The organism is Mesorhizobium sp. M0587 (genome assembly GCF_040320945.1).
In the GTDB taxonomy this organism is placed as follows: domain Bacteria; phylum Pseudomonadota; class Alphaproteobacteria; order Rhizobiales; family Rhizobiaceae; genus Mesorhizobium.
Genome location: NZ_JAMYQP010000016.1, coordinates 60,250 through 80,895, shown reverse-complemented (window position 1 = coordinate 80,895; position 20,646 = coordinate 60,250). Strand labels below are relative to the sequence as shown.

At 63.6% G+C, this 20,646-nt stretch carries 20 protein-coding genes; 16 read left to right on the top strand and 4 right to left on the bottom strand.

Annotation, left to right across the window (positions count from 1 at the left end; translation table 11 throughout):
* Positions 1 to 119 precede the first annotated feature (119 nt).
* From NKI49_RS16700 to lpdA, 5 genes are all read left to right on the top strand, one after another.
* A complete protein-coding gene (locus NKI49_RS16700; RefSeq protein ID WP_352602976.1) occupies positions 120 to 3,107 on the top strand; it encodes a 2-oxoglutarate dehydrogenase E1 component in 2,988 nt (995 codons plus the stop codon).
* A gap of 47 nt (positions 3,108 to 3,154) precedes the next feature.
* On the top strand, positions 3,155 to 4,435 hold the full coding sequence (odhB, locus tag NKI49_RS16695; protein ID WP_352602974.1) for a 2-oxoglutarate dehydrogenase complex dihydrolipoyllysine-residue succinyltransferase: 1,281 nt from the start codon (positions 3,155 to 3,157) through the stop codon (positions 4,433 to 4,435).
* A 115-nt stretch (positions 4,436 to 4,550) separates the two neighbouring features.
* Complete coding sequence (locus tag NKI49_RS16690) at positions 4,551 to 5,030, top strand: hypothetical protein (RefSeq protein ID WP_352602972.1); 480 nt, start codon at positions 4,551 to 4,553, stop codon at positions 5,028 to 5,030.
* Positions 5,027 to 5,782, top strand: coding sequence for an SDR family oxidoreductase (locus NKI49_RS16685; RefSeq protein ID WP_352602970.1), 756 nt, complete (start codon positions 5,027 to 5,029; stop codon positions 5,780 to 5,782). The genes NKI49_RS16690 and NKI49_RS16685 overlap by 4 nt, the downstream gene beginning before the upstream one ends.
* Positions 5,783 to 5,806: 24 nt before the next feature.
* A complete protein-coding gene (lpdA, locus tag NKI49_RS16680) occupies positions 5,807 to 7,213 on the top strand; it encodes a dihydrolipoyl dehydrogenase (RefSeq protein WP_352602968.1) in 1,407 nt (468 codons plus the stop codon).
* A 502-nt stretch (positions 7,214 to 7,715) separates the two neighbouring features.
* Here lpdA and NKI49_RS16675 read toward each other — a convergent pair.
* A complete protein-coding gene (locus NKI49_RS16675; RefSeq protein WP_352602966.1) occupies positions 7,716 to 8,783 on the bottom strand; it encodes a TraB/GumN family protein in 1,068 nt (355 codons plus the stop codon).
* A 351-nt stretch (positions 8,784 to 9,134) separates the two neighbouring features.
* The gene (locus tag NKI49_RS16670; RefSeq protein WP_352602964.1) at positions 9,135 to 10,073 is read right to left on the bottom strand and encodes a tyrosine recombinase XerC; all 939 of its coding nucleotides are present in this window, start codon (positions 10,071 to 10,073) and stop codon (positions 9,135 to 9,137) included.
* A gap of 246 nt (positions 10,074 to 10,319) precedes the next feature.
* Between NKI49_RS16670 and rimM the strand changes: the two genes are divergently transcribed.
* Both rimM and trmD read left to right on the top strand, forming a co-directional pair.
* On the top strand, positions 10,320 to 10,919 hold the full coding sequence (rimM, locus tag NKI49_RS16665; RefSeq protein WP_352602962.1) for a ribosome maturation factor RimM: 600 nt from the start codon (positions 10,320 to 10,322) through the stop codon (positions 10,917 to 10,919).
* Positions 10,916 to 11,614, top strand: a complete 699-nt coding sequence (trmD, locus tag NKI49_RS16660; RefSeq protein ID WP_027025583.1) for a tRNA (guanosine(37)-N1)-methyltransferase TrmD — start codon at positions 10,916 to 10,918, stop codon at positions 11,612 to 11,614. Before rimM ends, trmD begins: the two co-directional genes overlap by 4 nt.
* Here the strand turns inward: trmD and NKI49_RS16655 are convergent.
* Positions 11,596 to 12,348 (bottom strand): sulfite exporter TauE/SafE family protein, encoded by a 753-nt coding sequence (locus NKI49_RS16655; RefSeq protein WP_352602960.1) that lies wholly within the window; start codon positions 12,346 to 12,348, stop codon positions 11,596 to 11,598. The genes trmD and NKI49_RS16655 overlap by 19 nt on opposite strands.
* 309 nt (positions 12,349 to 12,657) lie before the next feature.
* Here NKI49_RS16655 and rplS point away from each other — a divergent pair, with 309 nt between their 5' ends.
* The 8 genes from rplS to leuC all read left to right on the top strand — a co-directional run bounded on the left by rplS (position 12,658) and on the right by leuC (position 18,827).
* Positions 12,658 to 13,197 carry a 50S ribosomal protein L19 gene (gene rplS / locus NKI49_RS16650; protein ID WP_027025585.1) on the top strand — a complete coding sequence of 180 codons (540 nt, stop codon included), beginning with the start codon at positions 12,658 to 12,660 and terminating at the stop codon, positions 13,195 to 13,197.
* A gap of 158 nt (positions 13,198 to 13,355) precedes the next feature.
* Positions 13,356 to 13,769 (top strand): organic hydroperoxide resistance protein, encoded by a 414-nt coding sequence (locus NKI49_RS16645; protein ID WP_027025586.1) that lies wholly within the window; start codon positions 13,356 to 13,358, stop codon positions 13,767 to 13,769.
* Positions 13,766 to 14,266: a MarR family winged helix-turn-helix transcriptional regulator gene (locus tag NKI49_RS16640; protein WP_352602957.1), complete on the top strand. Its 501-nt coding sequence runs from the start codon at positions 13,766 to 13,768 to the stop codon at positions 14,264 to 14,266. The genes NKI49_RS16645 and NKI49_RS16640 overlap by 4 nt, the downstream gene beginning before the upstream one ends.
* 177 nt (positions 14,267 to 14,443) lie before the next feature.
* Positions 14,444 to 15,241, top strand: coding sequence for a transporter substrate-binding domain-containing protein (locus tag NKI49_RS16635; protein ID WP_352602955.1), 798 nt, complete (start codon positions 14,444 to 14,446; stop codon positions 15,239 to 15,241).
* A gap of 107 nt (positions 15,242 to 15,348) precedes the next feature.
* Positions 15,349 to 16,161 carry an amino acid ABC transporter permease gene (locus NKI49_RS16630; RefSeq protein WP_352602953.1) on the top strand — a complete coding sequence of 271 codons (813 nt, stop codon included), beginning with the start codon at positions 15,349 to 15,351 and terminating at the stop codon, positions 16,159 to 16,161.
* 53 nt (positions 16,162 to 16,214) lie between these two features.
* Positions 16,215 to 16,850, top strand: coding sequence for a class I SAM-dependent DNA methyltransferase (locus NKI49_RS16625; RefSeq protein ID WP_352602951.1), 636 nt, complete (start codon positions 16,215 to 16,217; stop codon positions 16,848 to 16,850).
* Between the two features lie 370 nt (positions 16,851 to 17,220).
* Positions 17,221 to 17,346, top strand: coding sequence for a hypothetical protein (locus NKI49_RS16620; RefSeq protein WP_352602949.1), 126 nt, complete (start codon positions 17,221 to 17,223; stop codon positions 17,344 to 17,346).
* 71 nt (positions 17,347 to 17,417) lie between these two features.
* Positions 17,418 to 18,827 (top strand): 3-isopropylmalate dehydratase large subunit, encoded by a 1,410-nt coding sequence (gene leuC, locus NKI49_RS16615; RefSeq protein ID WP_027025591.1) that lies wholly within the window; start codon positions 17,418 to 17,420, stop codon positions 18,825 to 18,827.
* A gap of 141 nt (positions 18,828 to 18,968) precedes the next feature.
* Here leuC and NKI49_RS16610 read toward each other — a convergent pair whose 3' ends face one another.
* Complete coding sequence (locus tag NKI49_RS16610) at positions 18,969 to 19,286, bottom strand: hypothetical protein (protein WP_352602947.1); 318 nt, start codon at positions 19,284 to 19,286, stop codon at positions 18,969 to 18,971.
* Between the two features lie 148 nt (positions 19,287 to 19,434).
* On the opposite strand from NKI49_RS16610, the gene NKI49_RS16605 reads away from it, so the two are divergent.
* A complete protein-coding gene (locus tag NKI49_RS16605) occupies positions 19,435 to 20,631 on the top strand; it encodes a GGDEF domain-containing protein (protein ID WP_352602945.1) in 1,197 nt (398 codons plus the stop codon).
* Positions 20,632 to 20,646: the final 15 nt, after the last annotated feature.

Genomic DNA, 20,646 nt, shown 5'->3' with positions numbered 1-20,646 from the left:
GGGAGTAAGGGAGTAGGGCAGTAGGGAAATAGCAGCGGCAAAAATGCCCTACTCCCTTACTGCCTTATTCCCCTACTCCCTTCCAAAAACAGGAGACGGAGCCAGGCTCCGCACAAAAAATGGCAAGACAAGATCAGGCCAACGACCAGTTTTCGCTCACCTCTTTCCTCTATGGCGGCAACGCCGATTACATCGACGCGCTCTATGCCGCCTATGAGGATGATCCTGCTTCGGTCAATCCCGAGTGGCAGGAGTTCTTCGCCGGGCTGAAGGACGATGCCGGCGACGTGCGCAACAATGCCAAGGGCGCCTCATGGGCGAAGCCCTCCTGGCCGATGCAGGCCAATGGCGAACTGGTGTCGGCGCTCGACGGCAATTGGGGCATTGTCGAGAAGCATCTGGAAAAGAAGGTCAAGGACAAGGCGGTCACCAACGGCGTCGTGCTTTCCGACGCCGACGTGCACCAGGCGACACGCGATTCCGTGCGCGCCATCATGATGATCCGCGCCTACCGCATGCGCGGCCATCTGCACGCCAATCTCGACCCGCTCGGCATCGCCAAGCCGCTCGAGGACTACAATGAATTGTCGCCGGAGAATTACGGCTTCACCGAAGCCGACTACGACCGGCCGATCTTCCTCGACAATGTGCTCGGACTGGAATTTGGCACCATCCGGCAGATGCTGGAGATCCTGACCCGCACCTACTGCTCGACGCTGGGCGTCGAATTCATGCATATCTCCGACCCCGAGGAAAAGGCCTGGATCCAGGCGCGCATCGAGGGCGCCGACAAGGAGATCTCCTTCACCGCCACCGGCAAGAAGGCGATCCTGCAGAAGCTGGTCGAGGCGGAAGGCTTCGAGCAGTTCATCGACGTCAAGTACAAGGGCACCAAGCGTTTCGGCCTCGACGGCAGTGAAGCGCTGATCCCGGCGCTGGAGCAGATCGTCAAGCGCGGCGGTCAGCTCGGCATGAAGGAGATCGTTCTCGGCATGGCGCATCGCGGCCGCCTGAACGTGCTGTCCCAGGTGATGGCCAAGCCGCACCGCGCCATCTTCCACGAGTTCAAGGGCGGCTCGGCCGCACCCGACGAGGTCGAGGGCTCGGGCGACGTCAAGTACCATCTCGGCGCCTCGTCGGATCGCGAGTTCGACGGCAACAAGGTGCATTTGTCGCTAACCGCAAACCCTTCCCATCTCGAGATCGTCGATCCGGTGGTGATGGGCAAGGCACGCGCCAAGCAGGACTATCTTTTCGGCCGCGGCCGCGAGGAGATCGTGCCGCTGGAAGAACGCGCCAAGGTGCTGCCGCTGTTGCTGCACGGCGATGCCGCCTTCGCCGGCCAGGGCGTGATCGCCGAAATCCTCGGCCTGTCCGGCCTGCGCGGCCACCGCGTCGCCGGTACGCTGCATTTCATCATCAACAACCAGATCGGTTTCACCACCAATCCGCGCTTCTCGCGCTCGTCGCCCTATCCGTCCGATGTCGCCAAGATGATCGAGGCGCCGATCTTCCACGTCAACGGCGACGACCCGGAAGCGGTGGTCCACGCCACCAAGGTGGCTATCGAATTCCGCATGAAGTTCCACAAGCCTGTTGTGGTCGATATGTTCTGCTACCGCCGCTTCGGCCACAATGAGGGCGACGAACCGGCCTTCACCCAGCCGATCATGTACCGCAACATCCGCACCCACAAGACGACGGTGCAGATCTATGGCGACCGGCTGATCGCCGAGGGCCACATCAACCAAACCGAACTCGACCAGATGAAGGCCGACTGGCGCACGCATCTGGAATCCGAGTGGGAAGTCGGCCAACACTATAAACCCAACAAGGCGGACTGGCTCGACGGCGCCTGGTCGGGCCTGCGCACGGCCGACAACCAGGACGAACAAAGGCGCGGCAAGACCGCCGTCCCGGTCAAGACGCTGAAGGAAATCGGCAAGAAGCTGACCGAAGTGCCGAAGGATTTCGAGGCGCACAAGACGATCATCCGCTTCCTCGAAAACCGTCGCCAGGCTATCGAATCCGGCGAAGGCATCGACTGGTCGACCGCCGAGGCGCTGGCCTTTGGCGCCATCCTGCTCGACGGCAACCCGATCCGACTGTCTGGGCAGGATTCCGAACGCGGCACCTTCTCGCAGCGCCACTCGGTGCTCTATGACCAGCGCGACGAGACCCGCTACATCCCGCTCAACAATCTGTCGGCCGCGCAAGCCGGCTACGAAGTCATCAACTCGATGCTGTCGGAAGAGGCGGTGCTCGGCTTCGAATATGGCTACAGCCTGGCCGAGCCGAAGGCGCTGACGCTGTGGGAAGCACAGTTTGGCGACTTCGCCAACGGCGCCCAGGTGGTGTTCGACCAGTTCATCTCGTCGGGCGAACGCAAGTGGCTCAGAATGTCGGGTCTCGTCTGCCTGTTGCCGCATGGCTATGAAGGCCAGGGTCCGGAACATTCCTCGGCCCGGCTCGAGCGCTTCCTGCAACTTTGCGCCGAAGACAACATGCAAGTGGCCAACTGCACCACGCCGGCCAATTACTTCCACATATTGCGCCGGCAGCTGAAGCGGGACTTCCGCAAGCCGCTGATCCTGATGACGCCGAAGTCGCTGCTGCGCCACAAGCGGGCGGTGTCGACGCTGCCGGAAATCTCTGGCGAAAGCTCGTTCCACCGGCTGCTGTGGGACGATGCCCAGCTGTTGCCCAACCAGCCGATCAAGCTGACCAAGGATTCCAAGATCCGCCGCGTCGTGCTGTGCTCGGGCAAGGTCTATTACGACCTCTACGAGGAGCGCGAGAAGCGCGGCATCAACGACATCTATCTGCTGCGCGTCGAACAGCTCTACCCGTTCCCGGCCAAGGCGCTGATCACGGAACTGTCGCGCTTCCGCAACGCCGAGATGGTGTGGTGCCAGGAGGAACCCAAGAATATGGGCGCCTGGTCGTTCATCGACCCCTATCTGGAATGGGTGCTGGCGCATATCGACGCCAAGCATCAGCGGGTGCGCTATACCGGCCGGCCGGCGGCCGCGTCGCCGGCGACCGGATTGATGTCCAAGCACCTCGCCCAGCTCGCCGCCCTGCTCGAAGACGCGCTTGGCGAATAAAACAGAACCGGGCTGACAAAACAGAACCGAAAGAACGGACAGGCACAATGGCTACCGAAATCCGCGTTCCCACTCTCGGCGAATCCGTCACCGAGGCGACTATCGGCAAATGGTTCAAGAAGGTCGGCGACGCCATTGCCGCCGACGAGCCGCTGGTCGAGCTCGAAACCGACAAGGTGACCGTGGAGGTCCCGGCCGCCGCCGCGGGCACGCTGAGCGAAATCACCGCCAATGAGGGCGACACGGTCAATGTCGGCGCGCTTCTCGGGTCGATCGCGGCCGGCGGTGGTGCCGCTGCCCCGGCGACCAAACCGCAAGCGGTATCGCAGGCTTCGTCGCCGAATGCGGCATCGACCGGCAAGCAGGCCGCGGCCGAGACCGCCAAGATCGCCGGCGACGCCGGCGCGGTCGAGCCGCGCACCATGCCGCCGGCACCGGCAGCGGCAAAGCTGATAGCCGAGCACAATCTGTCGGTCGACCAGGTTTCCGGTTCAGGCAAGCGCGGCCAGGTGCTGAAGGGCGACGTGCTCGACGCCATCTCCAAAGGCGCGCCGTCGCAGCCGGCCGAGACCCCCAAGGCAGCGCCGGCACCAATTGTCGTGCGGGCGCCGTCCTCGGGCGACGACGCGTCGCGCGAGGAGCGCGTGCGCATGACCAAATTGCGCCAGACCATCGCGCGCCGGCTGAAGGAAGCGCAGTCGACCGCCGCCATGCTGACCACCTTCAACGAGGTCGACATGAGCGCGGTGATGGCGCTGCGGGCCAAATACAAGGACGTGTTCGAGAAGAAGCATGGCGTGAAGCTCGGCTTCATGGGCTTCTTCACCAAGGCGGTGACGCATGCGCTGAAGGAAATCCCCTCGGTCAATGCCGAGATTGACGGCACCGACATCATCTTCAAGAACTACGCCCATATCGGCGTCGCGGTCGGCACCGAAAAGGGCCTGGTCGTACCGGTCGTGCGCGATGCCGACCAGATGTCGATCGCCGAGATCGAGAAGGATATCGGCCGGCTCGGCATCGCCGCCCGCGACGGCAAGCTGTCGGTGGCGGATATGCAAGGCGGCACGTTTACGATTTCCAACGGTGGCGTTTACGGGTCGCTGATGTCGACGCCGATCCTCAACGCGCCGCAGTCGGGCATTCTCGGCATGCACAAGATCCAGGACCGGCCTGTCGTGGTCGGCGGCCAGATCGTGATCCGGCCGATGATGTATCTGGCGCTCAGCTACGATCACCGCATCGTCGACGGCAAGGAAGCGGTGACCTTCCTGGTCCGCGTCAAGGAAAGCCTGGAGGATCCGGAACGGCTGGTGCTTGATCTCTGAGCGGAGCTGATCCGCAATGATTGGTTGGCCAGATACCGTACGCCGATTGTTTCGGCGCGGATTCGTCTGGCTTTTCTCCGATTTGCCTGTGGTCACCGCGACCGTGATCGGATGTTTGGCCGCTCTCACGGCGGCGAATTCTAGTGCCCACGCAGCCTGCCCGATCGAGCTTGCCGTCTACGGCGACCCCCAGAGCGGCACCGAGATCGAGTTCACTCCGACCGGCACGTCCGTCACAGTCACCAACAGCTTCCGCATGATCCTCGACAACAATGTGGTGCTGAACGGCATCGTCATGTGGAACGAGGGCGTGTCGCGGCCGAACGGCGCGCTGATGTACAAATGCCCGGAGGGCGACGTCACCGGCGAGGAGCTTGCAGCCTGCACGTCCTGGCACGGTGTCATCTATACGTCGGATGACAAGGGCGCCAACGGGGGCAGCATCGGGCTGCTGCCGGCCGAAGGCGTGGAGGCGCCGAAGACGCTGATTCTGCCCGACCTCGGTCCATCGCTGCGTCAATCGACGGCCTATGGAAGCGGCGGATTTTCCAAAGTGCCGTGGGATGTGTTTGCCTTGAAGGGATGCCAGGAATGAGCGGGACACAGAAGGTGTTGCTGGTCACCGGCGGCAGCCGCGGCATCGGCGCCGCCATCTGCCGGCTCGGGTCGAAGGCCGGCTATCACGTCGCGGTCAACTACGCCTCCAACCAGACCGCCGCCGCCGCGCTGGTCGGCGAAATCAAGGCCGCCGGCGGCGAGGCCTTTGCGGTCAGGGGCGATGTCGGCGTCGAATCCGATATCGTCGCCATGTTCGGCGCCGTCGATCGCGCCTATGGTCGGCTCGACGCTTTCGTCAACAATGCCGGCATTGTCGATATCAAGGCGCGCGTCGACGAGATGGATGTCTCCAGGCTTGAGCGCATGATGCGTATCAATGTCGTGGGTTCGTTTCTGTGCGCCCGCGAAGCGGTGAAACGGATGTCGACCCGCCACGGCGGGTCGGGCGGATCGATCGTCAACATCTCGTCGGCCGCGGCGATGCTGGGATCGCCGGGCGAATATGTCGACTACGCCGCCTCCAAGGGCGCCATCGACACCTTCACCGTCGGGCTTGCCCGCGAGGTGGCGCTGGAGGGCATCCGCGTCAACGCGGTGCGGCCTGGTATCATCGACACCGAGATCCACGCCTCCGGCGGGCAGCCGGACAGGGTGGAGCGGGTCCGCGACATGTTGCCGATGAAAAGAGCCGGCACCGTGGATGAGGTCGCGGGTGCTGTTCTCTATTTCTTATCCGACGCCGCGTCCTATACGACCGGCGCGATCCTGAATGTAAGCGGCGGCCGCTGAGCCCCAATCGAGAAGGACAGTATCATGGCTTATGACGTCGTTATCATCGGGTCGGGACCGGGCGGCTATGTCTGCGCCATCAAGGCGGCACAGCTTGGGCTGAAGGTCGCGGTGGTCGAGAAGAACGCTACCTTCGGCGGCACCTGCCTCAACATCGGCTGCATCCCGTCCAAGGCGATGCTCCATGCCTCCGAGATGTTCGCCGAGGCCGGCCATTCCTTCGATACGCTCGGCGTCGAAATATCAGCGCCGAAATTGAACCTGAAGAAGATGATGGCGCACAAGGATGCGACCGTGACCTCCAACGTGAACGGCGTCGCCTTCCTGTTCAAGAAGAACAAGATCGACAGCTTCCGTGGCACCGGCAAGGTGGTCGCGGCCGGCAAGGTCTCGGTGACCGGCGAGGACGGCAAGGTCGAGGAGATCGAGACCAAGAACATCGTCGTCGCCACCGGCTCGGATGTCGCAGGCATTCCCGGCGTCAACGTCGATATCGACGAGAAGGTCATCGTGTCGTCGACCGGTGCGTTGTCGTTGGAGAAGGTTCCCGGCCATCTGGTGGTGGTCGGCGGCGGCGTCATCGGGCTGGAGCTTGGATCGGTCTGGGCACGGCTCGGCGCCAAGGTCACGGTGGTCGAGTTCCTCGACACCATCCTGGGCGGCATGGACGGCGAGGTCTCTAAGCAGTTCCAGCGGTTGCTGTCGAAGCAGGGTTTCGAGTTCAAGCTCGGCGCTAAGGTGACCGGTGTCGCCAAGCCTAAAAAAGGTGCGACCGTCACCTTCGAGCCGGTCAAGGGCGGTGCCGCCGAAACCGTCGATGCGGATGTCGTGCTGATCGCTACCGGGCGCCGCGCCTTTTCCGACAGTCTCGGCTTGAAGGAAGCCGGCGTCGAGGTCGACGAGCGCCGCCGGGTCAAGACCGACGGCCATCTGCGGACCAACGTGTCAGGCATCTATGCCATCGGCGACGTCATTGCCGGGCCGATGCTGGCGCACAAGGCCGAAGACGAGGGCGTGGCGGTGGCCGAGACAATTGCCGGCCAAGCCGGCCATGTGAACTACGATGTCATTCCGAGCGTCGTCTACACCACCCCGGAAATCGCCTCTGTCGGCAAGACCGAGGAAGAGCTGAAAAAGGCCGGCATCGATTACAAGGTCGGGAAATTCCCGTTCAGCGCCAATGGCCGGGCGCGCGCCATGCTGCACACGGACGGTTTCGTGAAGATCCTCGCTGACAAGCAAAGCGACCGCGTGCTCGGGGTCCATATCGTCGGCTTCGGCGCCGGCGAGATGATCCACGAGGCGGCGGTGCTGATGGAGTTCGGCGGCTCGTCCGAGGATCTTGCCCGCACCTGCCACGCGCATCCGACGATGTCGGAAGCGGTCAAGGAGGCGGCGCTGGCCACCTTCTTCAAGCCGATCCACATCTAAAAGCGTTCAGAGCGCAAAAGCAAAACGGCCCGCTCTTCAGCGGGCCGTTCGTCTTTGATATCGAGCCTATCACTGGGCCGGTGCGGCAGGCGCAGGGGCAGGCGCGGGAGCAGGCGCCGGGGCAGGCGCGGGCGCCGGTGCAGGCGTTGCAGGAGCCGGAGTTGCGGGTGCAGGCGCCGCGGGAGCTGCCGGCTTCATCGGTTCGGCAGGCGCCGGGGCCGGAGTGCTGGCGGCCGGCGGCTCGGCAGGTGCCGGATGTTCGCCACTTCTTCCGAAAACATAATACGCGACAACCGCCAGAATAACGACGACCAGCGCAATCAGCCATGGGCTGCCGCCGCCACTCGACCTGGGGGTGTCGTTTGATGGATTCGCCATAAAAGTGTCCTCCGTGGATGAAAATGATCAATCAACGCCATCAACGCGCAACCGTTGAATAGCCTTACGCTAAGGGAGAAAAACGCCGAAAACGCGGCGCCCGGGTCCTCCGCTGCCACGCGACTCAATCGACAGCAGTGACAGTATAGCCGGCTTTGCGGAAATCCTCGACCAGTCCCTCGGGACCGGGAAGGTGGAGGGCGCCGACCGCCATGAAGGCATTGCCCTTGGCCAGGATCGGCCCGGCATGGTCGACCATCACCTTGTTGCGGCTGGTGATCATGGTTTGCTCGAATGCCGCATAACCCGAGGGGTCATTCTGCTCTTCAGGCATGGCGGCACGGAACAGCGGCCAGAACATGCCAGTGTCGCCGCGCTGGTAGAGGACGATCATGGTCTCGTTGATGTCGTTGACCTTGTCGCCCAGCTTCAATGTGTCGACCAGCCCCTTCATGTGAAACGACAGCGGCAGCGAGGCCATGGCCCGCAACTGGCCCTCGGCCGTTTCCAATCCTTCCACCGCTTTGCCGGCGGCCTTGGCGCCTTCGGCCAGCTTGACATCGAGCACCGGAGCTCCGCCCGACTGGCGGGCAAGTTCGCAAGCCGGAAGCGCCATCATGGCCGAAAGCATCCATGGCTTCATCTTGGCCACGGTTGCCGGCGGAATGCCGCGCGCGTCGAGCGCGGCATTCATGGCCGCTGCGTCGTCCGGCGACAGCAATGATGACAGCGTCGTGGAGTCAGTGAACATCATAAGGTCCGGCTCCTTGAGCATCGCCGCCATCATCTTCTGCTTGTCGAGCACGTCGGTGGTCTCGATGATGATGGTGCCGGCGGCGTCATAAGCCTTCTGCGCGGCCAGGGGCAGCACGGTGACGCGCGGGTCTGTCATATGCATCGTGCCAAACAGGAACGATGGCGTCTCGCCAGGTTTTTCCAGTTTCCACAGCAGCCCCTTGCCGTTTGGCGTAGCGGCGGCATCCGCCTCGATCTTGCGATACGCGGCCGCATCGTTCTTCTGCAGGGCAGACAGCATGTCGGCGCCGGTGCAGGACGGGATTTCGGCATGCGCCCTGCCGGCCGAAAACAGCAGGACGGCAAGGAAAGACAGGAAAAACAGCACGTTGAGTGCAACCAGCAGCTTCAGCGATAGGGAAGCTGCGCGGTCGGCAATGGCAATGACGCGTTTCATCATGCTTTCCTACGACCGAAAAGCGGCAAAACGGTTAATCGGGAGAATGAAATTGTCTCCGGTTCAGTCAGTTTTGACCATCGCTTGAGTTGCTGGATCGAATGTTTTTGACGGTTAGTTGAGCCGCCCATCCCATCGTCATCCTATGGCGCAGCAAGGAGCGAAGCGACGCGGCGCAGACCATAGGATCCCGTACCGTTACCTCCGGGGCGATGCTACGGTGCCGAATTCTCCTCCGTTGCGCTCTTCGCCCTGGTTCGCGGCATGGATGCCAGGGTCTCCGCGACGTCGCTTCGCTCCTGCCCCGCCCTGGCATGACGAAGTCCGCAAGCCTCGCATAACCCAAATGCTTCACGCCCTCGGGTGAGCCGATTCATAGATTTCCAGCAGCCTCGCGGTGTCGACGCCGGTGTAAATCTGCGTCGTCGAGAGACTGGCGTGGCCGAGCAGTTCCTGGATGGTGCGCAGGTCGCCGCCACGGCCGAGCAGATGGGTGGCGAAGGAATGGCGCAGCGCATGTGGCGTCGCGGTGTCGGGCAGGTTGAGCACCGAGCGCAGCTTGGCCATGTCGCGCTGGATGATGGCCGGGTTGAGCGGACCGCCGCGCGCACCGCGAAACAGCAGCCCCTTCGGGTCGAGATGATACGGGCACAGCCGGCGATATTCGGCGATCGCCCGCAGCGCCACCGGCAGCACCGGCACCAGCCGCGTCTTGCCGCCCTTGCCGGTGATGCGCAGCACGGTGTCCGTTTCCGACGCCAGATCGGCGCCGGTGAGGCCGAGCGCTTCCGAGATGCGCAGGCCGGAGCCGTAAAGCAGCGTCAGGACGGCGGCGTTGCGGGCGGCAATCCAGGGTTCCTCCGCCAGCTGGCCCTCGACGGACACGACATGTTTGGCGTCGCTCGCCGTCAGCGGCTTGGGCAGGGATTTGGGCTGGCGCGGTGCGCGTAGGGCTGCCGCACCTGCCGCATTGGCCATGCCGCGCCGTTCGAGAAAGCGCAGCAGCGAGCGGATGCCGGCCAGCCCACGGCCAAGCGTGCGGGCGCCGGCGCCAGCGTTGCGGCGGGCGGCGAGGAAGCCGCGCAGGTCAGCCGGGCGCAGATCGGCGATATCGGAAATCCCGGGCGAGCCGCCGCAATGGCCGGTAAGGAAATGCAGGAACTGCCTGGTGTCGCGCTCATAGGCTTCGACTGTCTCGGGCGACAGCCGGCGTTCGCGTGCCAGCATCTTCAGCCAGCTTTCACGCGCCGCCTGGAGATCAGGCTTTGCCGGGATGAGGAATTCCTGCATGGCGGCATTTTCGGGGATTCAGGTTAGGAAGCGGTGAAGAGCGCGTCATTGAAATGACAACCGGCTGGGGCTAGGAGTCGACTGGTAACTTTGCAGCGGAGACCGTGTGGAGTGTCCGCAAATAGAGAGTTGCAGGAACGAGACCTTTCTGAAATGCCGTGGGTTTCGGTCACCGTAACGGAATGGATCCTCGGGTCTGTGCAGTCGCTTCGCGCCTGCTCCGCCCGTGGATGACGAAGGTAAATCATGAGCAAGCCCCAAAACCCTGTCCAGATGGCCGTGATCGGCGCCGCCCACGGCATCAAGGGCGAGCTCAGGGTGAAAACCTTCACCGGCGAGCCGATGGCGCTGGCCGACTATGGCCCGCTCTACGCCAGGGACGGCCGCGCCTTCCAGATCATCGACATCAGACCCGCCAACACGGTCGTCGTGGTGCGTTTCAAGGGCATCAGCGACCGCAATGCCGCCGAGGCGCTTGCCGGCACCGAGCTTTTCGTTGACCGCTCGATGCTGCCCGACGATGGCGAGGAGGACGAGTTCTACCATGCCGACCTGATCGGGTTGGAAGTCAGGGACGACACGGGTGCTGCGATCGGCAAGGTGGTCGCGGTTCACAATTTCGGTGGCGGCGATATCCTCGATGTGACGTTGGGCGGGCGCAAGGGCGTGCTGATCCCGTTCACGCAATCCGCCGTGCCTGACGTGTCGATCGCCGAAGGCTTCGTCCGTGTCGACCCGGCATCGGCCGGACTCGTCGAGGACGAGGATGGCGAGCCGCCGCGCGAGGACGATTTCGACCCGAAGGGCAGGCCGCGCGGACCGCGCGACGCCGGGGGCAACCGGTGAGTTTCTCCGCCTCGGTGCTGACACTCTACCCCGAGATGTTTCCGGGTGCACTTGGCCTGTCGCTGGCCGGGCGGGCGCTGGAAGCCGGCACATGGTCGCTGGAAGCGATCCAGATCCGCGACTTCGCCACCGACCGCCACCGCACCGTCGACGATACCCCGGCCGGCGGCGGCGCCGGCATGGTGATGCGCGCCGACGTCCTGGCCAAAGCCATCGACCATGCCTCGCCCGAAGGCGATTTGCGGCCACGGCTGCTGATGAGCCCGCGCGGCAGGCCGCTGACGCAAGCCCGCGTGCGAGAACTGGCCGCCGGGCCGGGCGCCGTCATCCTGTGCGGCCGCTTCGAAGGCGTCGACCAGCGGGTGATCGACGCGCGGAATTTGGAGGAAGTCTCGATCGGCGATTTCATTCTCTCCGGCGGCGAGCCGGCCGCCCTTGTGCTGCTCGACGCCGTGGTGCGGTTGCTGCCTGGGGTCATGGGCAATGCCGTGTCGGGCGAGGAAGAGAGCTTCGAAAACGGCCTCCTCGAACATCCGCACTACACCCGGCCGCAGGAGTTCGAGGGACGAGAGATTCCCGAGGTGCTGATCTCGGGCAATCACAAGAAGATCGCCGCGTGGCGGCGGGCGGAGTCGGAGAAGCTGACCAAGGAGAGGCGGCCGGACCTCCTGGCCGCTCAGCCCTTGGTGAAATAATAGAAGGCGAGGAACAGGCCGACCGCGACGACGAAGCCGCGCACCAGATTTTGCGGCACGCGCTTGGCGATCCAGACGCCGGCATAGCCGCCCAGCGCGCCGCCCGGGATCATGATGATCGCCTGCGGCCAGGCAACCACGCCGCCCGAGACGAAGACGACGATCGCGACAGCGGCGATAACCACGGCCAGCATGTTCTTCAAGGCGTTCAGCCGGTGGTAGTCGCCGGCTTGGGTGAGACCGAGCGTTGCCAGCATCATGACACCCATGCCCGCGCCGAAGAAGCCGCCATAGATGGCGGTGACGAACTGCGCCAGCGAACCGGCAAGCGACCCGACGGACGCCTCGTGCCCCGGCTTCGGCGACGGCTTCAGCCATGGCCCGGCGGCGAACAGGCCGGTTGCGCCGAGCAGCAGCCACGGCACCATGGCGCGAAACGACGGGTTGTCGAGCGCCAGCAGGACCAGCGCGCCGGCCAGCGCGCCGATCGCCGAGATCAGGCAGAGCAGCAGGGCGCCGCGCCAGAAATGCCTGATGTCATCCCAATAGGCGAGCGTCGAGGTGATGTAGCCCGGAAACTGCGTGACCGAGGAGGTTGCGTTGGCGACGATCGGCGGCAGGCCGACCAATGTCATGGCGCCGAAGGTGATGAAGGTGCCGCCGCCGGCGACAGCGTTGGCAGCGCCTGAAAGAAAGCCCGCGACGAAAAGCAGGATGGCATCGAAGACTGACATGGAAGGCCGCCACGGAGAACTGTGCTATGTCAGCCTTAGGGAGCCTGAAGAATGCACGCAACCGGCACGGCGGGATTACCATGGGGCCATGCCGGCAAAAAAGACTCCGGCGCAGGCGTGACAAACTGGTGAAATAGCTGTATGTGCCCGCCGTACTGGCGAGAAAACTTGCCGGACCCGTCAACAATGACGGTGTAGTCGCCCCTGCCCGATGTCTTTGGACAAAAGGCATAGCCGAGCGGTCGATGGAACTGCAAGGCGAGCGCAGGGCGCTCTGACTGTCGAAAGAACAAGAAGTGGATTTTTGAGATGGATCTTATCCGTCAACTCGAGGCCGAGCAGGCCGCCAAGATCGAGGCCAAGCGCAAGCTTCCCGAATTCCAGCCCGGCGACACCGTGCGCGTCCAGGTCCGCGTGACCGAAGGCACCCGCACCCGCGTCCAGGCCTATGAGGGCGTCGTCATCGCCCGCGCCGGTTCCGGCTTCCAGGAAAATTTCACCGTCCGCAAGATCTCCTACGGCGAAGGCGTGGAACGCGTGTTCCCGGTCTATTCGCCGATGGTCGAGGGCGTCGAGATCGTTCGCCGCGGCAAGGTGCGCCGCGCCAAGCTCTATTACCTGCGCGATCGTCGCGGCAAGTCGGCCCGCATTTCGGAAAATACCGGCGTGCGCGCCCGCAAGCTCAACGATGAGGAGCGCGACGCGCTGAACGCCGAAAAGGCTCGCATCGAGGCCGAGAAGGTCGCTGCTGCCCAGGCTCTGGCCGCCGAGACAGCCGCCAAGGAAGCCGCCGAGAAGAAGGCTGCCGACGAAGCCGCCAAGGCCGCGGAAGCGACCCCCGCCGAATAAGCTTTCGACGAAGGATTTCGAAAAAGGCGGCTTCGGCCGCCTTTTTTTGTTTCACCAGACTGTGAACGCTTTCGTCCTCGGGAGCGGCGGTCGTGTGTTGACAGCTAATTACAGTGTACACTAAATAATCGTGTACAAAGTAACTGGAGACGCATGATATGGCACTTTACACGACACAGGCTCACGTCACCGGTGGCCGCGCCGGCCATGGCGAGACCAGCGACGGTTTGCTCAAGGTCGATCTGGCGATGCCCAAAGAGCTCGGCGGGCCAGGCGGGGCCACCAATCCCGAGCAGCTTTTCGCCATCGGCTACGCCGCCTGCTTCGAAAGCGCCATTCGCTTCGTCGCGCGCAAACAGAAACTGCCGCTCGAGGATGCCGCGGTAACCGCCACCGTAAGCCTTCTTCCCAATGGCGAGGGTTTCAAGCTCGGCGTCGCGCTCGCGGCAGAGACGAAAGGCCTTGATCAGGCGGCGGCGGAAGCGCTTGTATCGGCGGCGCACCAGATCTGCCCCTATTCCAACGCCATCAAGGGCAATGTCGAGGTGGCGCTTTCGGCAAAGGCAGCATGATCGCCAAAACCATAAATTCGCCTCCGGACGTCCTGGCGGACTTCGCCGGGATACCGAAGCTCGAGCAGCATCTATGCTTCGCGCTCTACACCGCGAGCGGGCTGATGACCCGGCTCTACCGGCCGTTGCTCGAGCCGCTCGGCCTGACCTATCCGCAATATCTGACCATGCTGGCGCTGTGGGAGCACGCACCGCGCAGTGTCGGCGAGCTCGGCGAGACGCTGGGGCTGGATTCGGCGACGCTGACACCGCTGCTCAAGCGCTTGGAAGCGAACGGTCTGGTCACGCGCCGGCGCGATGCCGCCGATGAACGCCGGGTGTTGGTCGAGCCGACACAACAGGGCCGGGCACTGCGCGAAGGCGCAAAAGAGGTGTCGGCGGCGATGCGTTGCCACTCGCCGCTCGATGGCGATGAACTGAAGTCCCTCCATCAAACCTTGACGCGGCTGATCGACGGATTGCGTCAGGCCGGCACCGATGCGCCGGGCCGAGATTGACCGGAGATCGCAAAGCTCGTTCCTGAATCCTGGGAAGGAGGGCATTGGAATCCGTTTTCACCCATCCTGACGCGGCGGACCGTCTTGCATGCCGCTTGCGGAAAGCTAAAGTCGGCGCCGGATTTTCCTGCAAGCCCGGTCTTTAGCCGGGCGCCTTCAATCCTTGGGGAATGTGTCATGACCAAATCGAAACTGCTGTTGGCCGGCCTGCTTGCCCTTGTCCTGGCGCCCGTTGCCGCCTTCGCTCAAGCGCTGCCCGATCTCGCTGGCAAGAAGGTGGTGGTGGTGACCGAGAACGCCTATCCGCCGCTGCAGTTCATCGATGCCAAGACCGGCAAGCAGATCGGCTGGGAATATGACGCGATGAACGAAATCGCCAAGCGGCTGAATTTCACCGTCGAGTACCAGAACACCTCCTGGGATGCGATGATCCAGGCGGTTTCCGACAACCAGTACAACATCGGCATGACCGGCATCACCATCAAGGACGACCGCAAGGAGAAGGTGGATTTCTCCGACCCCTATATGCGTTCTGAGCAATTCATGCTGGTGCGCGGCGACGAGAGCCGCTTCACCGACGCCAAGACCTTCGGTGCCTTCAAGGACGGGCTGGTCGGCGCGCAGGCCGGCACCACGCCCTTCTACACCGCCGTCTACAGCGTGCTCGACGGCAATGAGCAGAACCCGCGTATCAAACTGTTCGAGACGTTCGGCGCGACGGTGCAGGCGCTGAAGTCGGGCGACGTCGATGTGGTGCTAACCGACGGCACCGCCGGCAAGGGCTATGTCGACGCTTCCGACGGCAAGCTGAAGCTGATCGGCGGACCGCTCGGCACCGAGGATTTCGGTTTCATCTTCCCGAAGGGGTCGGATCTGGTGAAGCCGGTCAACGCGGCGATCGCGGCGTTGAAGGCGGATGGTACGTTCGATGCGCTGAACAAGAAGTGGTTTCTCGACTACAAGATGGGACAGTAGTTCGTCTTGATGCCGATGTGGGGTGATGCGCGCGAAGTCACGCTGACTTTGCGCTTGAACGCCTTGGCGCCCGCCTTGCGCACTACCTACCTGGCCGGCCACGCCTGATGGCACCCCCGCCGTCCTCCGCCAAACCCGACTTCCCGTGGTGGCTGGCCGCCGCCTTTGTCCTTGCCTTGGTCGCCGCGCTCTCGATCGCGGCCAGCGATCTCTATGCCCAGGTCTTCGCCACCGTCGCCAAGGGGATCGGCATCACCATCTTCGTCACGATGATCGCCTTCGCGCTGGCGTCGATGATGGGTCTCGGCGTCGCGCTGATGGGACTGTCGGGCTCGCGCTGGCTGCGGCAGATCGCCCGTTTCTATGTCGAGATCATCCGCGGCGTGCCCATCCTGGTGCTGTTGTTCTGGATCGCTTTCGTCGGCGCACCGGCTTTCGTGGCAGCGTGGAACGCACTGACCGCGCCGCTGCAAAGTGCAGGCTATCTCGGCGAACTTCTGGTGCGCGATGTCTCGCTGTTGTGGCGCGCCATCATGGCGCTGACCATCGGCTATTCGGCTTTCATCTCCGAGGTTTTCCGGGCTGGGATCCAGGCGGTGGAGAAGGGCCAGATCGAAGCAGCGAAGGCGCTCGGGCTGACGCGCGCGCAGCGCTTCCGGCTGGTCGTCTTCCCTCAGGCGATCCGCACCATCCTGCCGCCGCTCGGCAATGATTTCGTCGCCCTGGTCAAGGATTCCTCGCTGGTCTCGGTGCTTGGCGTCGCCGACATCACCCAGATGGGCAAGGTCTATGCCGCCGGCTCGTTCCGCTTCTTCGAGACCTATTCGATCGTCGCCTACATCTACCTCATCCTGACGGTCGGCCTATCGCTGGCGCTCAGGGCGTTGGAGCGGAGGCTGCGAAATCAGCACCAGGAATAGCCCTGAGTCGCAGACAGCGTTACGATTGCAACACAGTCTCGGAGGGTCGGTTCATGATCATCGACAAAGCCAATGCGGCGCTGGATTCCGTCTATGGCGCCGACACGCCGGAAGCGCTGGCGGATGCTTACGCCGCGTGGGCCGCGACCTATGACGGCGAGACCGCCTCGCTTGGTTATCTCTTGCCGTTCCTGATCACCGCCTGGGTGGCGCGCCATGTGCCGGCGGGCGACGGACCGTTGCTCGACGCCGGCTGCGGCACCGGCCTGTCGGGCCCGTCGTTGAAAGCGCTGGGCTATGGCGACATCGCTGGGCTCGATCTCTCGGGCGACATGCTGAAGATCGCCGGTAGCCGAAACGCCTATAACGACCTGAAACAGGCGATGCTGGGCCGGCCGCTGCCGTGGCCGGACGGCCATTTCCGTGCCTTCTTCTCGACCGGCGTGTTCACCATCAGCCATGCGCCGGCTTCTAGCCTGCACGAGTTGGTGCGCATCACCAGGAAGGGCGGCCATGCCATTTTTACCGTGCGCGACCAGGTTTTCGAAAGCGGCGGATTTCAGGCCGTGTTCGATGAACTGGAGCAGGCGAAGAAATGGCGGTCGGTCGAGGAAAGCCCATGGTTCCGCTGTTATGCGATCGCCGAACCCGACGCTCTGGTGAAGACGTTCGTGTTCGAGGTAATCTGAGCCGCGAGTCCGCCAAGCTTGGCGCCCTTCCTCTCCCTCCGGAGGGGGGGAGAGGTGGCGCTGCGCAGCAGCGACGGAGTGGGGGAAGCCATTCGCCTGACGCGCCGCCGCAAAGACGCCAACCACCATCCAACCCCCCGCCGGTTGTGTCACTCTGGTGTACTAAAACTTGGTTAAAAGATCCACCCCCACTCGGTCTTGCTTCGCTCCACACCTCTCCCCCGATCGACGGGGGAGAGGAAGGCGCGAGTTCCCCCACCTTGTTACCCTTCCTCTCCCCTGAAGGTGTGGAAGTGAGGACGAGGTACCCAAGTGCTACGAAGACACACCGCAATTGCCGAAAACCCAAAACATTGGTATGAGCCACGCCATGGAAGAGCTTTTTGGCGATCCGGCTTACAAGGGGTTCGTGCTGCAGGACAGAAAACGCCTGCCGTCGCGCTTCTCCGCGCGGGTGTCCGGTGCGCTGACCAGCCGACTTAGCCAGGCCGACTGATCCAGGTCGTTCGCCGGCCCGAAATTGCCGGCTTCTGTTCTTCCCATTCTCATATCGACGGATTTACGCACATGAGCGCACCGCGCACCCTCTACGACAAGATTTTCGACGATCACGTCGTCGACCGCCAGGACGACGGCACCTGTTTGCTCTACATCGACCGCCACCTGGTCCATGAAGTGACCAGCCCGCAGGCCTTCGAAGGCCTGCGCTTGAGCGGCAGAAAAGTTCGTCATCCGGAAAAGACGCTGGCCGTGGTCGACCACAATGTCTCGACCTCGCCCGAACGCAAATTCGGCATCAAGAACGAGGAAAGCCGCATCCAGGTCGAGGCGCTGGCCAAGAACGCCAAGGATTTCGGCGTCGAATATTATTCCGAGAACGATATCCGCCAGGGCATCGTCCACATCATCGGACCGGAGCAGGGCTTCACGCTGCCCGGCATGACCATCGTCTGCGGCGACAGCCACACCTCGACGCACGGCGCCTTCGGCGCGCTGGCGCATGGCATCGGCACGTCGGAGGTCGAGCATGTGCTGGCGACCCAGACGCTGATCCAGCGCAAGGCCAAGAACATGCTGGTGCGCGTCGACGGCCAACTGCCGGCAGGCGTCACCGCCAAGGACATCATCCTCGCCATCATCGGCGAGATCGGCACCGCCGGCGGCACCGGCTACGTCATCGAATATGCCGGCGAGGCGATCCGTTCGCTGTCGATGGAAGGCCGCATGACGATCTGCAACATGTCGATCGAGGGCGGCGCCCGCGCCGGCCTGATCGCCGCCGACGAGACCACCTTCGCCTATGTCAAGGATAAGCCGCGTGCCCCGAAGGGCGCGGCCTGGGATGCGGCCCTCGAATACTGGAAGACGCTGCGGTCCGACGAGGGTGCGCATTTCGACAAGGTCATCGTGCTCGACGCGGCGAAATTGCCGCCGATCGTGTCCTGGGGCTCGTCGCCCGAGGATGTCGTGTCGGTGCAAGGCATCGTGCCGAACCCGAACGACATCGCCGATGAGAACAAGCGCACCTCCAAGCAGCGCGCACTCGACTATATGGGGCTTACGCCGGGGACCAAGATCACCGACATCGCGCTCGACCGCGTCTTCATCGGCTCCTGCACCAATGGCCGTATCGAGGATCTGCGTGCCGTCGCCAAGGTGGTTGAAGGCAAGACGGTCAGCCCGCATGTCGATGCCATGATCGTGCCGGGTTCCGGCCTGGTCAAGGAACAGGCGGAAGCCGAAGGTCTCGACAAGATCTTCCTCGCCGCCGGTTTCGACTGGCGCGAGCCGGGCTGCTCGATGTGCCTGGCCATGAACGACGACCGGCTGAAGCCGCATGAACGCTGCGCCTCTACCTCGAACCGAAATTTCGAGGGCCGGCAAGGCTTCAAGGGCCGCACCCATCTGGTATCGCCGGCAATGGCGGCGGCCGCCGCGATCGCCGGCCACTTCGTCGACATCCGCGATTGGAAATAACCTAGAGCGGTTCACCGTTTCACGGAAACGACGAACCGCTCTAACTCTTTGTTTTTACGCAATTCCGGACGGAAAATCGTTTCACACTTTTCCTGGAATTGCTCTAAGGTCGAATAGAACCCGGGCCGCACGCGGCCCGGGTCAAACCTTGTCGTCGCGCCGGACGAGCTCGTGGAAATCCTCGCGGCGTCCAGGCTGGTCGGCCGCGACCACCAGCGCCAGCTGCTGCTCTTCAAAGAGCCTGAACCATTCGTCCCATTCCACGAGTTCATAGCCGCCCGCGTTGATCGGCCGTTCCGGCTCGTCCTGATCCTGATAGGCGCGCTGGTCGAAGACCAGCCTCAGCATGGGCTGCGTTCCCGCCTCCGGCGACACATCGACAATTGCCGGAAAGCCGGCGCGCGCGGCGACCCACGAGCGGATTGCATCGTGGTCGGTCAGTGGGATCGTGTCGGCCATGGGCTGCTCCTGCTTGTGCACTGAGGAACGCTGGCGGAAGGTCCGGGTTCCCTGACAACATATCGCGGCACCCGAGGTGCTTAACCGCTTGTTTGGGCTTGCGCCCTAAGGTCTCCCCTGACGTCAAGCGAGGGGAAGTCACGGTCCATTGGACACCGGTCTGCTGATAGCGCTGCTCAATCCGACGATCGCGCTGGCGCTCGGCGCGGCGTTCCTCGTGCTGTGGTTCCATCAGCGCCATCGCCCGTATCTCGCCGTGCTGGCGCTCAGCTACTGTGTTTCGGCACTCGGTTTTCTGTTCCAGTATTTCACCTTGCCCATCGGCATGGCGCTTACCAAGCTGGTGTCCAACACCTTCTTCACCATCGCCGGCTGTTGCCTGTCCAGCGCCATCGTTGCCCGCTATGGCCGCAAGGTGCCTTATGTGGGGATCGGCGTGTTGGCAGGCGGTGGCCTGGCATCATTTTGCTGGTTCCTTTTCGTCGAACCCGATCTCACCTGGCGCATCCTGGCGATGAATTTCGGATTCGGCGGCCTCAGCCTTCTGGTCGCCGCCGAACTGCGACCGGTGCGCGACAACGGCCCGACGGAAAAGATCCTGTTCGTGCTGTCGCTGCTGTCGGTGCTCAACTTCTTCGTGCGCACCCTCGTCGTCGTCATCGCGCACGGACCCTTCACCAGCTACGATGGGTTCTACGGCTCATCCTACTGGACGACGGCGCTGCTGTCGCACGCGCTTCTGTCATTGCTGATCGCGCTTTGCCTGTTCACCGCCGCGGCACTGGATGTGATGAAGGCGCTGAAGACCGAGACGCATACCGATCCGCTTTCGGGTCTGCTTAACAGGCGCGGTTTCGAGGAGCGCGCGATCCATCTCCTGCAACGCTGCGCGGCGGCGAAATTCCCGGTGGCGCTGGTGCTGGCCGACCTCGACCATTTCAAGGCGCTCAACGACCTGCACGGGCACCCAGCGGGCGATCGCGTGATCGCCGACTTCGCCGCCAAGCTCCGATCGGCCGCCGGTGCGCGCGGCGTCGCCGGGCGTATCGGCGGCGAGGAGTTTGCGGTGCTGCTGCCCTGGAGCGATCTTGCCGCGGCGCGATTGTTCGCGGAAGCCGTGCGCACGCTCTATTCGGCCGGCAACGTCGACGGGCTTCCCGCCGGCACCAAGGTCACGGCCAGCTTCGGCGTTGCGGCCCGCAGCGGCGACGAGGCGCTGGAGCCATTGACGCGCCGCGCCGACGATGCGCTGTACAAGGCCAAGAAGAACGGCCGCGACAGCGTGCGCCTGTCGTACGAACGGCCGGAAACGGCGTTCGTGCCGGAGCCGTTCAAGACCGGCTGATCCCGCACCGCGGCC